General features: G+C 35.3%; 15 protein-coding genes. 13 read left to right on the forward strand and 2 right to left on the reverse strand.

What is annotated here, in order from left to right:
* Positions 1 to 37: 37 nt before the first annotated feature.
* The 12 genes from putA (at position 38) to uvrC (ending at position 16,765) form a co-directional block, all read left to right on the forward strand.
* Positions 38 to 3,178: a bifunctional proline dehydrogenase/L-glutamate gamma-semialdehyde dehydrogenase PutA gene (gene putA, locus ACICP1_RS00845; RefSeq protein ID WP_395460907.1), complete on the forward strand. Its 3,141-nt coding sequence runs from the start codon at positions 38 to 40 to the stop codon at positions 3,176 to 3,178.
* Between the two features lie 166 nt (positions 3,179 to 3,344).
* Positions 3,345 to 3,986: a protocatechuate 3,4-dioxygenase gene (locus ACICP1_RS00850; protein WP_064085711.1), complete on the forward strand. Its 642-nt coding sequence runs from the start codon at positions 3,345 to 3,347 to the stop codon at positions 3,984 to 3,986.
* Between the two features lie 96 nt (positions 3,987 to 4,082).
* A complete protein-coding gene (locus ACICP1_RS00855) occupies positions 4,083 to 5,579 on the forward strand; it encodes a leucyl aminopeptidase (protein WP_353279976.1) in 1,497 nt (498 codons plus the stop codon).
* 257 nt (positions 5,580 to 5,836) lie between these two features.
* Positions 5,837 to 6,049, forward strand: a complete 213-nt coding sequence (locus tag ACICP1_RS00860; protein ID WP_006279675.1) for a hypothetical protein — start codon at positions 5,837 to 5,839, stop codon at positions 6,047 to 6,049.
* 5 nt (positions 6,050 to 6,054) lie between these two features.
* Positions 6,055 to 8,103, forward strand: coding sequence for an NADH-quinone oxidoreductase subunit NuoG (gene nuoG, locus ACICP1_RS00865; protein WP_265042012.1), 2,049 nt, complete (start codon positions 6,055 to 6,057; stop codon positions 8,101 to 8,103).
* A complete protein-coding gene (locus ACICP1_RS00870; protein WP_010404400.1) occupies positions 8,087 to 8,536 on the forward strand; it encodes a hypothetical protein in 450 nt (149 codons plus the stop codon). The genes nuoG and ACICP1_RS00870 overlap by 17 nt, the downstream gene beginning before the upstream one ends.
* The gene (gene nuoH / locus ACICP1_RS00875; protein ID WP_264682617.1) at positions 8,520 to 9,545 is read left to right on the forward strand and encodes an NADH-quinone oxidoreductase subunit NuoH; all 1,026 of its coding nucleotides are present in this window, start codon (positions 8,520 to 8,522) and stop codon (positions 9,543 to 9,545) included. The genes ACICP1_RS00870 and nuoH overlap by 17 nt, the downstream gene beginning before the upstream one ends.
* A complete protein-coding gene (gene hemB / locus ACICP1_RS00880) occupies positions 9,538 to 10,536 on the forward strand; it encodes a porphobilinogen synthase (protein WP_395460908.1) in 999 nt (332 codons plus the stop codon). The genes nuoH and hemB overlap by 8 nt, the downstream gene beginning before the upstream one ends.
* A 673-nt stretch (positions 10,537 to 11,209) precedes the next feature.
* Complete coding sequence (locus ACICP1_RS00885) at positions 11,210 to 11,968, forward strand: phosphatidylglycerophosphatase (protein ID WP_211907765.1); 759 nt, start codon at positions 11,210 to 11,212, stop codon at positions 11,966 to 11,968.
* A 44-nt stretch (positions 11,969 to 12,012) separates the two neighbouring features.
* Complete coding sequence (locus tag ACICP1_RS00890) at positions 12,013 to 12,852, forward strand: glycine--tRNA ligase subunit alpha (protein WP_265030571.1); 840 nt, start codon at positions 12,013 to 12,015, stop codon at positions 12,850 to 12,852.
* A gap of 3 nt (positions 12,853 to 12,855) precedes the next feature.
* Positions 12,856 to 14,964, forward strand: coding sequence for a glycine--tRNA ligase subunit beta (glyS, locus tag ACICP1_RS00895; RefSeq protein WP_395460909.1), 2,109 nt, complete (start codon positions 12,856 to 12,858; stop codon positions 14,962 to 14,964).
* A complete protein-coding gene (uvrC, locus tag ACICP1_RS00900; protein ID WP_395460910.1) occupies positions 14,948 to 16,765 on the forward strand; it encodes an excinuclease ABC subunit UvrC in 1,818 nt (605 codons plus the stop codon). The genes glyS and uvrC overlap by 17 nt, the downstream gene beginning before the upstream one ends.
* Positions 16,766 to 16,776: 11 nt before the next feature.
* Here the strand turns inward: uvrC and ACICP1_RS00905 are convergent, their stop codons facing one another.
* Positions 16,777 to 17,268, reverse strand: coding sequence for a Smr/MutS family protein (locus tag ACICP1_RS00905; RefSeq protein ID WP_029237658.1), 492 nt, complete (start codon positions 17,266 to 17,268; stop codon positions 16,777 to 16,779).
* 92 nt (positions 17,269 to 17,360) lie between these two features.
* Between ACICP1_RS00905 and rlmB the strand changes: the two genes are divergently transcribed.
* On the forward strand, positions 17,361 to 18,128 hold the full coding sequence (gene rlmB / locus ACICP1_RS00910; protein WP_064085291.1) for a 23S rRNA (guanosine(2251)-2'-O)-methyltransferase RlmB: 768 nt from the start codon (positions 17,361 to 17,363) through the stop codon (positions 18,126 to 18,128).
* Positions 18,129 to 18,429: 301 nt separating this feature from the next.
* Here rlmB and ACICP1_RS00915 read toward each other — a convergent pair whose 3' ends face one another.
* On the reverse strand, positions 18,430 to 19,911 hold the full coding sequence (locus ACICP1_RS00915; protein WP_395460911.1) for a hypothetical protein: 1,482 nt from the start codon (positions 19,909 to 19,911) through the stop codon (positions 18,430 to 18,432).
* Positions 19,912 to 20,181 lie beyond the last annotated feature (270 nt).

Genomic DNA, 20,181 nt, shown 5'->3' on the forward strand with positions numbered 1-20,181 from the left:
TACCTTACATATGGTAAAGGGTGTTTTGTAGATAATTATGATCAGTTCTATACAAGAACCTAACGCATTACGAAAACGATTGCAGGCATTTTATCGTGCTGATGAAAAAAGTCACGTACGTTATCTTGTAGAAAAATCAGAACTTTCGGCTGATTCAAAAAACATAGTTTACAATATTGCAAAACAAATTGTCGAAAAGATTAGAGGTAGTAAATTAGGCATTATAGATTCTTTTATACAACAGTACTCACTTTCTAACGACGAAGGAGTAGCGCTAATGTGTCTTGCTGAATCATTACTTAGAATACCAGACGATTACACAATAGATGAATTGATCAAAGATAAAATTGCCAACCAAGAATGGAATAAACACCTGGGGCGTTCCTCTTCATTGTTTGTTAATGCTTCTACATGGAGTTTAATTATAGGAAGCAGTATATTAAGAAACAATGAAGAGGATTCAAAATTCTATCACATAATTTCCAGGTTATTGAAAAATTTAGGAGAGCCAATAATCCGCAAAGCGGTGAAACAAGCAATATCCATTCTTGGCAAGCATTTTATTGTTGGAGAAACTATAGAAAAAGCATTGGAAAGTGTGAAATCAGATGACTACAGTAAGTATTTATGCTCTTTTGATATGCTTGGTGAATCTGCTTGCACAGTTGAGGATGCGGAAGAGTATTTTAATTTATACATGCATGCAATAAAAGCCATAGGTGAATCTGCTGACATAAATGATTGCTTTAAATCTCAAGGGGTTTCAATCAAATTGTCTTCACTGCACTCACGTTATGAATTTAGCCAATTTGGTAATATAGCTGAAGAGCTGAGAGCTAAGTTGCTGGAACTGTGTCATGAAGCGAAGAAATATAACATTTCACTTTGTATAGATGCAGAAGAATCAGAAAGACTTGAGATGTCATTAGTTTTATTTGAGCAATTGCGTCTTGATGATTCACTTTCTAAGTGGGAGGGGCTTGGCTTGGCTGTGCAAGCGTATCAAAAACGTGCTTTATCTGTTCTTGATTTTGTTGAAGATGTTGCCATTCGATCAAAGCATAAAATTATGGTGAGGCTTGTAAAAGGAGCATATTGGGACTCAGAAATCAAGCGCACACAAGAATTAGGGTTAATTGGTTATCCGGTGTTTACTAGAAAAAGCCACACAGATGTATGCTATCTTGCCTGTGCGCAGAAACTTTTAAGCAAAGAGAATCACTTTTATCCATGTTTTGGAACTCATAATGCTTATACTTTTGCTACTATAATAGAGCTTGCCGATAAAAATCATCCTGGGTTTGAGTTTCAGCGCTTACATGGAATGGGTAAAAGTTTGTATGATTATGCAATTTCAGAACTTGCAACAAGCATCAATTGTCGTATATATGCACCGGTTGGTAAACATAGTGATTTATTACCATATCTTATTAGGCGCCTTCTTGAAAATGGAGCTAATAGCTCGTTTGTCAATCAAGTAAATGATTCTGACGTTAAAATTGAAGAATTAGTCTCAGATCCATTAGAAAAAGCTAAAAGCTTAGAATATGAGCCTCATCCAAGCATCCCGTTGCCACGAGATATTTTTGGAGAGGAAAGAAAAAACTCCTTGGGGATGGATATTAGCGATTCAATTGCAGTTTCACAATTTGCAAATGATATAAGGGAATTTAGTGAAAAGAAATGGCAAGTTGGCCCAATAATTGATGGAGAGTCGTTTCTTGACAGTGCGGAATTTACCGAAGTAGTGAATCCTGCACATTTGGAAAATGTAATTGGAGAAGTGTCAAGTGCAACAAGTGCTCAGGCTTTAAATGCTCTTGAAATAGCACATAGTGCTTTTACTAAGTGGCAGAATGTTTCAGCAGAAGAGCGCGCTAAATGCCTTGAAAAAGCTGCAGATTTGCTTGAGGAAAGGATGAAAGAGTTAATTTATATTCTGATTGTAGAAGCAGGAAAAATTTTATCCGATGCAATAGCAGAAGTAAGAGAGGCAATCGACTTTTTGCGCTATTATGCAATGATAGCAAAAAATGAACTGAATGACTGGAAAAAATTGCCAGGTCCAACAGGTGAAGATAACTTCATCTTTTTTGAAGGCAGAGGAGTTTTCTTATGCATATCACCGTGGAATTTTCCACTCGCTATCTTCATTGGACAGGTTTCAGCTGCACTTGCAGCAGGTAATGCAGTGCTGGCAAAACCGGCAGAGCAAACGCCGATTATTGCCTGTGAAGCCGTTAAGATACTACACGAAGCTGGAATACCAAAAAATGTGCTACACCTTATTCCAGGGGATGGTTGGTATTTAGGTAAAACATTAGTGCCAGATAATAGAATTTCCGGTGTAGCTTTTACTGGTTCAACACAAACTGCTCAAATAATTAATCGAATGCTTGCTAGTAGAGATGGTCCTATTGTGCCACTTATCGCTGAGACTGGTGGATTAAATGCTATGATTGTTGATAGTTCTGCTCTTTTAGAGCAGGTAACTAAGGATGTTTTAATTTCTGCATTTCGCAGTGGCGGTCAACGTTGTTCTGCTCTCAGAGTGCTATTTATTCAAGAAGATATAGCAGAAAAACAAATAAAAATGATATGCAATGCAGCTCAAGAACTAAAGATAGGTGACCCAATACAACTGAGCACAGATATTGGTCCAATAATTGACAAAGCATCTATTGATATGCTCACTAAACATACGGAAAAAATATCAAGGGATGAAGATTCAAACCTTTTGTCCAAGGTACCCATGGATACAAATTCTTATAATGGTTATTTCTTTCCTCCGTACATTTATGAGATACAAAAAATTTCGCAATTAAAGCAAGAAGTGTTTGGGCCTATTTTACATATCATACGTTTTAATAAGTCGCAGTTAAATGAAGTTATAAGTGATATAAACAATACAGGATATGGACTTACGTTTTCTTTGCAAAGCCGTGTACAAAGTCAGATCGATTTAATAAGCAAGAAAATATCAGTTGGAAATGTATACATCAATCGCAATCAAATAGGTGCAGCAGTTGGAATGCAACCATTTGGCGGTAGAGGACTGTCAGGTACCGGACCAAAAGCTGGTGGTCCTAATTATCTGCAACGTTTTTCTATAGAAAAGGTTGTAAGTGTCAACACTACAGCATGTGGCGGTAACATTACACTTGCGTGTTTGGATTGATTTGCAATTTCTAAATTGGAAGTCCGTGCAGTTGTGTATGCAGTACTAAAACCTAAAACTCATACACTGAAAGGATAGTTGTGATTCTAAGGAGGCTTCAAAGAAAGTCTTGTCTTTAATAAAAGAAAAAGGTTGCTATAATTCTGATAAAAGCACTATAAACAAAATGAATGTAAAAAATATCTTATTAGCGTTTTTAGTACAGTTTATATTCGATTTGTCATTATTTGCAGCTGATCCTATTTTGCTTAATTGTATTGAAACTCCAGGGATTTATGATCTTGAAACAAGGCCAAAAAGCTTTAACTCTTCAAATAATTTAAGAAGAAAACCTGGCTCTCCAAATAATGCAGCAGGAGAATTAATAAATGTAGTGGGTAGAGTTACTGATGTAAATTGCTTACCGATACAAAATGCTGTGGTTTCTATATGGCACGCAGACTCACTTGGCATGAGCTATTATGATGAAAATGTGGAGCTTGATCCAAATTTTGCTGGATCAGGAAGATTTGTAGTAAATAACCTTGGCTATTATAATTTTATTACAATAGTACCAGGTAAAATTGGTGATAGGGCTCCACACATCAACTTTTTGGTCCAACATCCAGATTTTCCAGAATTCACAACACAAATGTTTTTTGCTGATCATAATTGCGATAACTGTGATGATCTTCTTCTTGGTAATCTTATTGAGAGTGGACTTGCAAGCCTTCTGATAGCACCATTTACTTATAACAATCAGGCCATGAAGACCTACACATTTAATATAACCCTAGGTGGGCATAACAAATTTTCTGATAAAAGATAAAGCCCTTGCATATCAGGGGAGTTCATAGTAGTCTTAAGCGCTATTGTACTTAAAATGTATATGAAAAATATCTTACTAATGTTTTTACTATATTTTATGTGCAGCTTACAATTATTTGCAACGGAGATGTCAACGATGAAGATAACAATTTCTAAAGCTTTACCCGATTTTGAGACGCTAGTGGTAGGTTTGTTTGAGGGTGATAAGTTTATAACTAATGTTCTACAAGATAAGCAAGCTATAGATAACATCAAGAAATTTAGTGGTTTTAATGGAGGTTTTGGTGAATTTTTCTCCATTACTTCATCAGAGGGAAAAAATATTATAGTTGCTGGTCTTGGAATGAGAGATGAATGGGATGAAAGCAAAGGATTAAATATTGGTGGTAAAATATATTGTGAGCTAAGCAGATTAAGAATCAAGCGAGCGGCAATCTCAATCGAAGGCAATGCAGCAAATGTTGCATACGGTGCATTTTTGCGCAGTTTTAAATTTGATAAGTATAAAACCAAAAAGGATGAAAAAGTTACAGAAGTAGAGGAGATCACAGTGCTAACGAAAGATGAGCAATTCAGTAGTGCTGAAAAATCATTTGAGCGTTTAAGACAAGAAGGTGAAGGCATATTTCTTGCACGTACTCTTACCATTGAACCACCTAATGTTTTATATCCAGAATCCTATGCTGATTATATAAAAACCGAGCTTACTAAGCTTGGCCTTGAAATCGAAGTGCTTGGTAAGAAACAGATGGAAGAGAAAAAAATGGGAGCATTGCTTGGGGTAGCACAGGGAAGTAGTAAAGAGCCAAAATTAGTAGTGATCAAATGGAATGGAGCTTCCAAGGAACAAAAGCCTGTAGCTTTTGTGGGTAAAGGCATAACGTTTGATACTGGTGGAGTGTCACTCAAGCCTTCGCGTGGCATGGAGTCAATGAAATATGACATGGCGGGTTCTGCTACTGTGGTTGGGGTGATGCGTACTCTAGCTGGACGAAAAGCAAAGGTAAATGCAGTTGGTGTAGTTGCACTTGCAGAAAATGCAGTGGACGGTAATGCTCAAAGACCAAGTGATGTAGTAACTTCGATGTCTGGACAGACGATAGAAGTGTTGAACACTGATGCAGAAGGAAGGCTCATACTTGCAGATGCTTTGTGGTATACGCAAGACAGATTCTCACCTAAATTTATGGTTGATCTTGCAACTTTAACTGGTGCTATAGTGGTTGCGCTTGGAAATAATGAATATGCTGGTCTTTTTTCAAATAACGATGAATTAGCAAATCATCTGATTGATGCAGGAAATGAAGTAAATGAAAAATTATGGCGCTTTCCTATGAATGAAACTTATAACAAAATTATTGATTCGCCGATTGCTGATGTGCAAAATATAGCTCCTGCAGGTTCTGGTGGAGATAGTATAATGGCTGCACAGTTTCTACAGCGTTTTGTAAACGACACTTGTTGGGCACATTTAGACATTGCAGGCACTGCTTGGCACGAAAAAGGCACTGATATTTCTCCAAGAGGGGCAGTAGGTTTCGGTGTAAGGTTGCTAAATAAGTTGGTTGAGAAGTACTATGAGATTAATAATTAAGGATCTTTGTATTGAGTTTATAGCTTAATTTACGGCTACATGAATGTCTATTTATAAGACGTAGAAAATGATATCATCAAAGTAACTTACATTTTCTTTTTTGGGGATTCTAAAGTTACACACTTGAGCAGCATCAAGAGAAAGTATTTTGTTCAAATGATGATTGTAATGATGGACTATTAAAACTTTAAAGCTATTTAGCATTGACGGTGTATACTTAAGTGTTAAAATAAAATAAGAAGTTTTTAGGAGTTTATATGGCAGCAGGTGGGAAAGCAAAGACAGCTAGTAAAAATAACCCTACTCAGCGTAAGAAAGCCGAGCAAAAAATGTATAAAGATAAACCGGTAAAACCTGTTAGATATATAGATCGTGATTCGCGCATGAATTATATGTCTGCTCAATATGACAACGGCAATCTGGTTGAAGATGAGGTGAGCGGCAATCCTATAAAGTGGGAAGCTGTATAATAGTTGTGGTTAAAGTTACTATTAATTCTAAGGAATGTGAAGTAGAGCATGGGCTCACTATAATTCAAGCTTGTGAAGTTGTGGGCGTTGAAATTCCACGTTTTTGTTATCATGAGCGTTTAGCAATTGCTGGTAACTGTAGAATGTGTTTGGTTGAAGTGGAGGGTGGACCTCCAAAACCAGTAGCCTCTTGTGCAATGCCAGTTGCAGAAGGGATGGTTATTCACACTGATACCCCTAAGGTTAAAAAAGCACGTGAAGGTGTGCTTGAGTTTTTGCTAATTAACCACCCGCTTGATTGCCCAATTTGCGATCAAGGTGGTGAATGCGATTTGCAAGATATCACGATGGCTTATGGGAAAGGAACCAGCAGACTTGATGAGCATAAAAGAGCTGTGCCAAAAAAACATTTTGGTCCACTGATTGGAACTGCAATGAATAGATGCATTCATTGTACTCGATGTGTTAGATTTTTGTCTGATGTTGCAGGTACAAATGAACTTGGAGGAATCGGAAGGGGAGAAAATGTAGAGATTAGCACTTACATAAAAAGGCATATTAGTTCTGAATTATCTGGAAATATCATAGATCTCTGCCCGGTAGGGGCTTTAACTTCAAAGCCTTACTCCTTTACAGCGCGTCCATGGGAGCTATCACATTGTGAGACTATAGATGTGCTAGATGCTGTGGGAAGTAATATTAGAGTTGATTGTCGTGGTCCTGAAGTTATGCGAATATTGCCAAGACTCAATGAAGAAGTGAACGAAGAATGGATATCAGACAAAACTCGTTTTGCTTACGATGGACTCAAAGTACAACGCCTCGATCGACCTTATATAAAAAAAGAGGGCAAATTAATTCCAGTTGATTGGAATGAAGCATTGGCTTTTGCTGCAAAGAAATTAAAGAATACAAAATCAAATAAAATAGCTGCAATTGCAGGTGATTTAGCAGATTGTGAGTCTATGCTTCTACTCAAAGAAGTGATGCAGAAGCTTGGTTCGGGGAATATAGACTGCAGGCAAGATGGTGCAAATCTTATATCAAGTAATCGTGGATCTTATGTGTTCAATACCACTATTCAAGGTATAGAAAGTGCAGATTTATGCTTGCTAATCAATACGAATCCAAGGATAGAAGCACCAATAATTAACGCAAGATTGAGAAAGAGATATTTACAAGGTAATTTCACTATTGCAAATATTGGTCCTAATCTTGAATATCTATATAATGTTGAAAGATTAGGTGATGGTCCAAACGTTCTAAAAGAAATAGAAGAGGGAAATCACAAATTCTGCGAGTTACTGAGTGCGGCTCAGAACCCTATGCTAATTATCGGTCAAGATGCATTAATAAGAGATGATTCTGAATCAGTTTTAGCTCTAGCTGGCAAAATTGCAGAAAAATTTAACATGATCAGAGATGACTGGAATGGCTTTAACGTACTGCATAAGGCTGCAGCAAGGGTTGGTGGACTCGATATTGGATTCGTTCCTAGCAAAGGTGGAAAAGACATTAATCAGATGCTAAAACAGGCAGAAAGTGGTGAGATAGAAGTAGTCTATCTTCTTGGCGCAGATGAAATTGATATATCAAAGTTAGAAAGTACATTTGTAATTTATCAAGGTCATCATGGTGATAGTGGAGCACACATAGCAGATGTTATTCTACCTGGAGCTGCTTACACAGAGAAATATGCAACTTATGTAAATACTGAAGGGCGAGTACAGAGAACAAATTTAGCTGTTTTTCCTCCTGGTGAAGCAAAGGAAGATTGGTTGATTATAAAAAATTTATCCCAATATTTGGGCCTTTCCTTACTATACGATAATTTATTTGATGTGAGGAAGAAATTATACACTATTGGTCCACAGTTTAGAGATGCTGACCAAGTGGTGAAAAACAAATGGGTACCAATTACCTGTGATGAAATAAAATTAAGTAATATCTCTTTCACTCTAAAAAAGTGTAATTTTTATATGACAGACTCAATAAGTCGCGCTTCAAAAATAATGGCAGATTGTACTAAGGATTTTTATGAACACTCTACTTAATATTTTATTTATTCTAACACCATTATTACTAATAACTCTGGTATATTTTCAACGAAAATTAAACTCTATATTTTTGTGTAAAGAACAAAATACATTAGAAAAACAGTTCGTTTATAAGCTAGTTGATTTTATCAATGATATTATTGCACTATTTACGGAAGGATATGTATGGATGGCAATAACATTTATTATAGTTACCGAGGGAAGAGGGAATTATTTGCCTCTTACAATGATCTTAATTATGATGTCACTAGTGTCATTCATATGCATATCATTTTACTATTCTATTAAGCTAAATGCTGTACAGAAAAGTGTTGTCCTATTGATTTCAATAGGGACATTGTCTTTTGTGTCTAGAGCATTTGCTGTATTTTTTATTGCCACAATTATGAACTATTTTTTTGATTTAGGGTTGCATGTACTTGATATTTGATATTCTTTTTCTTCTTATTCCACTTTTGCTTTCAGTAGCATATTTAGTGTACTTTGAGCGTAAAGTTATTGGTGCAATTCAACTAAGGCATGGTCCAAGTGTAGTAGGGCCATTTGGGCTACTACAGCCATTTGCAGATGCTATCAAATTGATAATTAAAGAGCCGATAATACCATTTAGAGCAAACACCATACTGTTTATTATGGCTCCAATGCTCACCTTTATTTTAGCATTAATTTCCTGGGCAGTTATACCATTTGGAGCTGAAATAATTACAGAAAATGGACAGCAGGTAATAATCCCTAAGGTAATAGCAAATATTAATGTTGGAGTGCTTTATGTGCTAGCTATATCCTCTTTGGGAATATATGGCATTATTATTGCAGGCTGGTCTAGTAATTCTAATTATGCATTTCTTGGCGCTATAAGGTCAGCTGCTCAAATGATTTCATATGAAGTTTCAATAGGTCTAATAGTTGCTACAGTTGTTATTACAACTGGCACATTAAATCTTGGAGAGATGGTGGTAGCGAAACATAATATGCCATTTTGGATTGATTTATTACTAATTCCTATAGGAATAATATTTTTTATTTCTTTGCTTGCCGAAACTAATCGTCACCCATTTGACTTACCAGAAGCTGAAGCAGAGCTCGTCTCTGGGTATAACGTCGAGTATTCATCAATGCCTTTTGCTCTCTTTTTCTTGGGAGAATATGCAAATATGATTTTAGCAAGCGCTATGATGACAATATTCTTTCTAGGAGGGTGGTATCCTCCATTAGAGCTTAGTTTGCTGTATAAAATTCCTAGTTTAATCTGGTTTGTTTTGAAGATAGTTGTACTTTTGTTTATATTTGTTTGGATTAGAGCTACAATACCTCGTTATCGTTATGATCAATTAATGCGTCTTGGTTGGAAAGTATTTTTGCCAATATCGGTACTTTGGGTAATACTCATTTCAGGAGTGTTGCTTTTTACTGGGAATTTGCCTGGATCCAATGTTTAATTTCCCAAATACAAGGTTAAGGCGTAGGCGCTCAGGCAAGTGGATTCGCAATTTAACAAGTGAAAGCACTTTATCAGTAAATGATTTGATTTTTCCCTTATTTGTTCATGACGGAGAAGAAACAATTGAGCCAATTTCTGGCTTACCTGATATCAAATGTTATTCAATAGATGGATTAATTTCTATAATTCAGAAAGCTAAGGACTCGGGGATTAATGCTGTTGCAATTTTTCCTGTAGTTGATAGTAAACTAAAATCTGAAAACGCCGAGGAAGCGTACAATCCTGACAATTTAATCTGTAAAGCAATTTGTGCTGTAAAATCAAATGTACCGGATATTGGCATTATTGCAGACATTGCACTAGACCCATACACTACTCACGGTCATGATGGCATTTTAAAAAGCAGTAGGATAGATGTAGAAAATGACGAGACTGTGTCAATATTGTGTAAGCAAGCGCTTGTTTTAGCAAAAGCAGGATGCGATATAGTTGCTCCTTCTGATATGATGGATGGCAGGATAGGAAAAATAAGAAAAACATTGGATGATAATAACTTTCAGAATGTGTCAATATTGTCCTATGCAGTAAAGTACTGTTCTAGCTTCTATGCGCCGTTCAGGCAAGTTGTCGGTTCGTGCGCATCATCAAATTTCATCGACAAAAGTGGTTATCAAATGGATTATCGAAATGCACGCGAAGCAATCTGCGAAATTGAAATGGATATAAATGAAGGTGCAGATTTTATTATGATAAAGCCGGGTATGCCATACTTAGATATAATAAAAACAGCAAGTGACAAGTTCAATTTTCCGATTTTTGCTTACCAAGTAAGCGGTGAATACGCAATGATAAAAGCTGCAGCAAATAATGGCTGGCTGGATTATAACAGAGTGATTTATGAGTCCTTAATTGGTTTTAAACGTGCAGGTGCAAGTGCAATATTTACCTATGCTGCACTTGATGTTGCAAAAAATTTGGTATCTACTTAGCAGTGTGGAACATCTAAGTAGGTAGCTGGCCGAAGTGACTTGACAAACCTTCCCACTTTCCTTATCATATCAATAAGAGTATTTATCCTTGTTTTTAATCTCTGCAGATTTAACAACAAAAATTCAGTAAAAAACTCAGGTATATATTGGCAGATTACATAAAATTATAGCGGCTGCATGTCTTTTTTATTTTTTCTACGTTCAGCCAAATCGCGCTTGTTAGCACATTATTACAACGCCAATTTAAATTATAAAACTCACTACTGGGGGATTCTTTTGCCTTTTTTTTCGCCTGGTAAATTTTTTAATATTTATAGTTAAAGCTTCAGGCCAGCGCGTGACCAGTTCTTATTACCTGTTCTGGATCCCAGTACTGGGATGATGCCATCATAGAGATCAGCTGCTTGAATGATGCCCATATTCCAGTACGTATAACGGTGTTATTCCATAGTTTGAGATCAGATGTAAGAATATTGAAGATCTCATTCCAGTACTGGAATCTAGAAAAAAAAGAGCCAATCCCTGGGCACTGGGATGACGATAGAAGGGGCAACGGTTATTGCTAAACTTAGATCGTTTTTAACTATTTGCCTTTTTTCTATGCAAGAAGTGTATTGATAAGTCCATTACAATTCAGTATTGTGAAAAATATAAGTCAAGTGTTAGTTAGGACATGGGGATTTTTTTTCAATTTTTGGGTAAGGTGCTAGGCAAGGTTTTTCCTGCCAAAATAGTAAGCTCTTTTTTAGGAGTAGGGTATTTACCGGGTTGGCAGCATTATTGGTCTTCTTTTCTAATATTATTTATTACCGACATTATATTAATGCTTACATACGGAGGTGATTTTATACTATATAAAATGCCGAATACAGGCATAGTTGTAGCTGCCATTTTTACCAAGCTAGCAATAGTTATGTTAGTGCTGCAATTAGTTGCAATATCCATTTTTCACATTCAAGATCCTTCAGCCAGCAGTGATGAGAATATAGTAATACAAATAGCATCAGGACAGGTGCTGACTGTTGCGCTTTCGATGCCGGCAATAATGTCAATTTATTATACTGTAAGTAAATTCTATCTAAGTATATGTAAAGCAATACTTCAATGTCCATTTTGGTTTAATGATCTTATGCATTTGTTCTTTTTCTTTATAATACCTTATTTATTTTTTAATATTGTAGAAGTAATAAAACCATGGCCGATAAGTACGATACAGCTTAGTTATAACAATGCAATATCAATCACATTTGAAGGGATTTTTCATGTGTTTTATGCAGTGATTTTATTGTACTTGACTGCATTTATATTCTGCGATCTGACTATGCATGATGCGATTGTTTTAAACAAAAGCATATTTGAGTATGTAAAAGAAAGTTCAATAGCCTTGAGTGACTATTTTCATGGCACTATTAAAAAAATAAGTATAGAATAGTATTTATTTGCTTATGTATTCAGTTTAAAAGATATACAGTTTGCGTGAATCTACAGGATATAATAAAGGGATTACAAGATTTTTGGGCAGATGAAGGGTGTACTATACTTCATCCATATACGTCTGAAGTTGGAGCTGGAACACTACATCCCGCAACAATCATGTCAGCGATTGACGAAAAATCAACAAAAATTGCGTATCTACAGCCAGTAATCAGACCTGCAGACGGACGCTATGGCGACAACCCTAATCGTTTATATCAGCATCATCAATACCAAGTTATAATAAAACCATCTGGCAGCAATTTGCAAGATATTTACTTAAATAGCTTAAAAGCTCTTGGTGTATCGACAAAAGAATATGATATTAAGTTTATTGAAGATGATTGGGAAAACCCAAGTGTTGGTGCATCCGGTCTTGGTTGGGAGGTTACATGCAACGGAATGGAAGTAACACAACTTACTTATATACAGCAAGTGGGAGGTATTGACTGCAGAATAATTCCTGGTGAAGTAGCATATGGGTTAGAGCGTTTAGCAATGTGCATACAAGGTGTAGATAATGTTTACGACATAATGTGGAACGGTAGCGGTGCAACTTATGGAGATATTTTTAAACAAAGAGAGCGAGAGTTTTCTTACCTGGCACTTGATTATTATGATACTAAAGTAGTACAACAGCAGTTTGAGGATACAGAAAAACTGTGTAAATTCCTTGTTGAAAAAGAATTGCCGATAGCAGCTTATGACCAATGTATTAAAACGAGCCATCTACTTAATCTACTTGATGCAAGAGGTGTGCTTGGTGTGAATGAACGTACAGCCTATATTAGTAGAGTGAGAGAGTTAACAAAAAAATGCTGTGAATTATATAGAGCAAAGTAGAATATGTTGTCACAATTATTGTTTGAATGTCTTTCAGAAGAAATTCCATCAAGAATGCAGAATTCATCTGCAGCTCAGGTTAAGAGCTATATCACTAATGCTTTTAGTAAAAATAATGTGAAATTTGCATCTATAGAAGTTTATGTGACTGCACGTCGCATTGCTCTTTTTATTGATGGCATAAGTGCTTTAGAGCTAAAAGATTCTAACAATGAAATTAAAGGACCAAGAGTTAATGCACCGAAAAGTGCTATCGAAGGTTTTTTGAGAAAAAATCGGAAAGGTGAAGAAGATTTACTCATTCGCAAAGTAAATGATGAAGATTTTTACTTCATTAAGAGAGAAAGCTGCTTATTTAACATCAACGGGTTTCTCAAAAATCAACTGGAGGAAATGCTAAAAAACTTTTCTTGGCCAAAGAGTATGAGATGGAGTGAAAGAAAAGAGAGATGGGTTAGGCCAATTAAAAATATTCTATGTATTTTAAATGACGAAATAATACCTATATCTTTTGCAGGGGTTACAGCATTCAACGTGACGTATGGTCATAGGTTTCTTTCAGGTGATGCAGTACTTACTGTTAAAACACCCAAAGACTATTTTGAATTGTTAGAAAAAAATAATGTCATTCTCCAGTTGGACAAAAGAAAGCAATTTATACTAGATCAGATTAATAAGTTTACAAAAGAGGAGAACTTACAACTTGAAAAAAATGATTATTTACTTAATGAATTGGCAGGGCTTATAGAGTGGCCAATAGTATTATTTGGTAAAGTAAAATCATCAGAATTACCGAAGGAAGTAATACTTAGTATAATTAATACGCAGCAAAAGTATCTTGCTTTAAGTGATGGACAGAAAATATCACATTTTGTTACTGTTGTAAATGTTAACAACAATGAAGTTGTCAAAGGTCATGAAAGAATATTAGAAGCACGTCTTGCTGATGCCCAGTTTTTGATATCTCAAGACAAGAAGGAAAACCTAGATTACTATGTCAAAAAATTGAGCTCTATTTCATTTCATGCTTCGCTCGGTAGCGTAGAAGAAAAAGTGAAGCGTATTATCGCTCTTTCAAAGTATATAGCGATATTTATTCCACATGCTTCATTAATTAAAGTTGAACGTGCTGCATATTTAGCAAAGGCAGATCTTGCAACGTTGATAGTGAAAGAATTTCCGGGATTGCAAGGAATAATGAGTGGATACTACGCTTCTTATTTTCAAGAGGATAAAGAAGTAGTGGAAGCTATAACTGAGCACTATAAGCCAATTGGATCGGACCAAGAATGCCCTAAATCTCCTACTGCGATTGCTGTAGCTATTGCAGACAAAATGGATAGTTTGGTTGGCTTAATTGCAGCAGGTGAGAAAATCTCTGGTTCGTATGATCAGTTTGGTTTGCGGAGAATGACAATTGGTATAATTAGAACAATACTTGAAAATAATTTGCATATTCCAATTAGATTGCTGATAGATAAGTCAGTATCTTTATGTTCAAGGCTTCTATTGAATAAAAATATAACTCCAGTTGATAAGCCAAGTGAAAAACAAATTTCAGAACTAGTATTTAAATTCTGCTTAGAAAGGTTCAAGATTATTTTAAAAAATAGAAATATAAGGCAAGATGTTGTAGATTCAATACTATATAAAGTCGATATTAATGATCTGCTGAAAGCGGAAAAGCAAACTGTGATATTGGATCGTTATCTTAGTACAAAAGAAGGTGAACAGGTTCTAAGCACTTATAAAAGAGCCAGTAACATGATGAGCAAAGTGAGAAAAAGTGATGGCACTACTTATAATGCATCTTACAGTAAGAAGTTTTTGATTGAAGATGAGGAGATTGCGCTATCAAATTGTGCTATAGCTGCTTGTAAAAACATCAAACAAGCGATAGAAAATAACGACTTTAATACAGCGCTTGATGAACTTGCTCGTTTTGCTCCGTTTATCAATCAATTTATGGACAGTGTAAAGATTAACTGTGATTCTAATGAGCTTAGAATAAACAGGTTATCTTTGCTTGCAAATGTTGTTTCTACCTTTCATTTAGTAGCAGAGTTTAACCTTATACAGGTTAAACAATTGATAAATGCTCAGGCAATATAAGGAACAAATCAAATCATCTCCACAATCCTGTGGCGTTTATAAGATGATTGGAGATAAGAGTAAGGTTTTATACATTGGTAAAGCAAAAAACTTGAAGTCGAGATTATCCGACTACCTTCAATTCGAAAACCTTTCTGAACGAATCAGAGTAATGATCTCACAGGTTATTAAGGTTGAAATATTCATCACTGAGAATGAAATCGAAGCATTGCTTCTTGAAGCACAGTTAATAAAATCGTTAAAACCATCTTATAATATTTTGCTTAGGGATGGAAAATCTTATCCTTATATAACAATTTCTAAGCATGATTATCCAAGAATAGCGAAATATAGAGGTAAGTTTAAGAAGAATGAGTTTCATTACTACGGCCCTTTTCCATCTGCTGCTGCTGTTAAGAACACTATATTATCATTGCAAAAAGCTTTTCTCTTAAGAGTATGTTCAGATCAATATTTCTCTTCAACAAAAAGACCATGTCTTGAGTATCAAGTTAAGCGCTGTTCAGCACCATGCGTAGATAAAATTACAAAAGATGATTACTGCAAATCAGTAAAACAAGCACAAGATACTCTGCTAGGAAGGAATAAAGAAGTGCAAAGACAGCTATTTTCTACAATGGAAAAGTGCAGTAGGGAGATGAACTACGAGCTTGCTGCTGTCTATAGAGATCGATTGAAATTTCTTCAGCAAATTCAAATGCAGCCAATGGATTTTTCTTTTGAAGAAGATGCAGATTTCTTCAGCATTGTACGTGAGGCAGACTTAGCATGCATTGGTGTACTATCTTTCAGAGATAAAGGTAACTATGGAAGCATTCCTTACTTCATTGAGAATTGTAGTGATCATCCAAATGATGAAATTTTATCCACCTTTTTGGTCAATTTGTATAATCCAGTTAATACACCACCAGCACAAATTTACGTTCCCGATTTTATTAAGGATAAGGAAATTATAGAGCAAGCACTTTATGCTCTTACTCAAAAATCAATAAAAGTTTTGTATGCGAAAAATAGTAAAGAGCGTGATTTGTTGAATTTTATTTACAATAATTCTAAGCATAGCCTAGAGCAGAAGCTTACTGATTATAGAAATAACCTAGAAAAGCTCGAAGAGCTTAGCAAAATCTTTTTGTTACCAAATATTCCAAAGCGTATCGAGGTTTATGATAATAGCCATATATCTGGAAATCAACAAGTTGGTGTGATGATTGTTGCAGGGCAGGAAGGTTTTTTAAAAAGTGAGTACAGAAAATTTACTATAAAAGAAGAAATTTCAGGTGATGACTATAAAATGATGAGAGAAGTGCTTACTAGACGTTTCTCTGGCAATATAAAAGACATCATTCCTGATTTTTTACTGATAGATGGTGGGCCAGGACATGTTTCCATAGTGCAGAATGTGTTGGAGATATTGAATATAAACGTTCCTTTTGCTTGTATGGCAAAAGGTCATGATCGTAACGCAGGAAATGAAAGATTTTATGTGCCGAGCAGAGAAGAATTTACTCTAGCAAGTGACAGCAAGGTCATGCTTTATTTACAATTGCTGCGTAATGAAGCTCACCGTTTTGCAATAACTTCGCACAGAAAAAAACGCGATAAACAATTTTTTGCTTCACAATTAAGCAAAATATCCGGTGTTGGCAGTAAAAGAAAGAAGGCACTCATGTCTCATTTTGGTTCGGTAGAAAACATAAGCAAAGCTTCTCTAGCTGAAATTCAAAACGTACCTGGAATTAGTAAAGGTTTAGCAGAAATCATTCTTCAACACGTGAATTCTAAGAAAGGTACTCCTAAATAGGTACTCTAAAATTAACCTTTATTTCTTCTTAATAAGACATAAAAAGCTCCTTTGCCACCATGTTTTTTTATGGCTTGCTGATAGTATAAGATCATATTTCGAACTTTTGTATCATTCAACCACTTATTTAAGCTATTCTTTATAGTGTCTATTTTATCTGTACTATTACCATGCCCCGTAATTACCAATAAGCACCTATTCCTTGCTTGATAATTTTTGATAATAAAATCTATCAATTTACAATAAGCATCATCTATACTATAGCCATGCAAATCGAGTTTATCGCTTATAAAATATTTGCCCCTATCGATCTTTAATTTTGTATTGTAGTCAAGACAAAATGATGAATCACCATTATCAGTATTAAGAAAATTTTCTTGTAAGCCAGAGATACCTTTATCAATCATAGATTTTATATTTACTTTGTGATCAACTTTCAAAGTAACTTTTCCACATTCTATTGGCTTAACATTTTTTTGCCAATCTAACTCATCATCTGACATAAATTCATTAATTGAACTGCATAATTTTACAACAATATATAAACACAGTAAAATATTGCTTACTCTATAAAAATCTGATTTTTAATAATGAGATGAAATCATCAAAAGCTAATGAAAACTGTTGGATATATGGAAAGCACACTTGTATTTCAGCATTAAGAAACAAAAATAGGCGGTGTATAGAACTGTTAGTAACAGAAAATTTCTACAGAGAATTTGAGAAAGAAATTAAACAATGTGCAGATAGTAAGGGCATTAAAGCTCGACTGGTAGAGAACAAAATGTTCAATGATGTTTTACCCAAAGGTGTAAATCACCAAGGAATTGCTTTAAAAGTTACTCCTATTTTTCACAGCTTAAATATTGAAGAAATAGCTGAAAGATCAGGTGAAAACTCTACTATAGTCATTTTAGATCAAATTACTGATACACACAATATAGGGTCGATTTTAAGAACCTCAGCTTGTTTCAACATTGATGCATTGGTTTTACCGTATCACCATTCACCAAGCGAAAATGCATCTATCGCAAAAACAGCAAGTGGCGCATTAGACATTGTTCCTCTAATATACGTTACAAACATAGTAAAGACGATGGAGTCTTTAAAAAAGATAGGCTACTGGTGTTATGGGTTTGATTGCAATGCAAAGGAAAATATAGATGAAATAAAGAATTTTGGGCAAAAAAGAGTAATTGTTTTTGGTTCTGAAGAGAAAGGAATGCGGAGACTAGTTAAAGAAAATTGTGATTATCTTTTAAAAATCCCAATGTCAAACGTAATTAACAGTCTAAATGTTTCAAACGCAGCAGCAATAGGACTATATTCCATCTACATTAAAACAAAAATCACTGCAAATTAGTTGCAATGAAAAATATACTTTTTGCCTGCTATCAAGACCGTTGGAATCTAGAAAAAAGAATGCCATTTTAGCTTCACATGCACAGCTGGAAGATGTCATCCCAGTGCGTGACACTGGGATCCAGTTAAATTTGCGAGTATAAAAAAAATATAACGTTTCTGATGATGATGGAAAAATGGATGCCAGTGTCTGGGCACTGGCATGACATCTTCCTACAGAATAATGTTCGTACAGCTGTGTATCACATGCTGTAATGACAACAGTGAATGACATCTTGCGATGTCATTCACTAGCACTTACATTACCAATCCCAAGAAAGAGGTGAACTTGAATCTGTTGGAATCTCGAAGGATGGCTGTGACACTATCTCTTTTATCTCATTTTTAAGCCATTCGCTACCATCTTCTCCAGCTTCTTTAATAGCTTTCTTGAAACTGCTCTCTAGTACAGCTTTAGCAGCTTCAGTGACGTGACCATTACCATTTATAGCATTTCCTATTGCAGTTAACTTAATTAACTCATCGTTTAAGTCATCAGGCATCTTATCAGTCTTAGTTTGTATTGCAGTAACCTTATTTCCTAAATTAGCAGCACTTGTAGCATCTTTTATAGCAGCAACATCAGCAGTAAAGGTATCTGTAATCTTATCAGTCTTAGTTTGTATTGCAGTAACCTTGTCTCCTAAATTAGCAGCATTTGTAGCAGTTTCTATAGCAGTTACTTTAGCTGTTAAGTCAGCTGGAATAGTATCAGTTTTAGCCTTTATAGCAATGACATCAGCTCCTAAGGTATCTGTAATCTTATCAGTCTTAGTTTGTATTGCAGTAACCTTGTCTCCTAAATTAGCAGCATTTGTAGCAGTTTCTATAGCAGTTACTTTAGCTGTTAAGTCAGCTGGAATAGTATCAGTTTTAGCCTTTATAGCAATGACATCAGCTCCTAAGGTATCTGTAATCTTATCAGTCTTAGTTTGTATTGCAGTAACCTTGTCTCCTAAATTAGCAGCATTTGTAGCAGTTTCTATAGCAGTTACTTTAGCTGTTAAGTCAGCTGGAATAGTATCAGTTTTAGCCTTTATCGCAGTGACATCAGCTCCTAAGGTATCTGTAATCTTATCAGTTTTAGTTTGTATTGCAGTAACCTTATTTCCTAAATTAGCAGCACTTGTAGCATCTTTTATAGCAGCAACATCCGCAGTAAAGGTATCTGGAATAAATACAGTCTTAGCCTTTATCGCAGTGACATCAGCTCCTAAGGTATCTGTAATCTTATCAGTTTTAGTTTGTATTGCAGTAACCTTATTTCCTAAATTAGCAGCACTTGTAGCAGTTTCTATAGCAGTTACTTTAGCTGTTAAGTCAGCTGGAATAGTATCAGTTTTAGCCTTTATAGCAGTGACATCAGCTCCTAAGGTATCTGTAATCTTATCAGTCTTAGCCTTTATTCCTGATATCAGATCTGTTCCGACTTGAGTTTTTATGGTAACTAAGTCAGCGCTTAAGTCAGCTGGAATAGAATCAGTCTTAGTTTTTATTGCATCTACATTAGTTCCAATACCTAATAATGTAGCAATTGCACCTCCAGTCATGAAGTTTGTTGCTGTAGCACTGTAATCTATTTCAGCAGCACCATTAGGTTCATACTTAAAAGTGTTGAAAACATTAGTAGCATTGTCTACACCAAAGGTATACTTATTCTGTGCAGCATCTTCATAAATTATGCTTTTAATGTTAGGGGATGGTACATTTGCTCCAGAGTTGTCTTTAAAAGTTAAACTAGCCATATCACTTTCCGTTAATTATAAAAACCATAATGTGCATGAAAATAATATAAATTCCGTAAATACTAGATTTTGCATAAGATTTCCTTGAAGCTTTTCGCTTCAGAATTCTTCTCTTGTGATCTAAGTATGTAGCAGACGATGTCATCCTAGTAGCCCCTTTGGTGTTATTCCAGTGCTTGACACTGGAATCCATTTTTCCATCATAAGAAACGTTGATTACTTTTATACTAGCAAATTTAACTGGATGCCAGTGTCTGGGCATTGGAATAA

It is taken from the genome of Wolbachia endosymbiont (group B) of Ablattaria laevigata, from assembly GCF_964277395.1.
Lineage (GTDB): Bacteria > Pseudomonadota > Alphaproteobacteria > Rickettsiales > Anaplasmataceae > Wolbachia.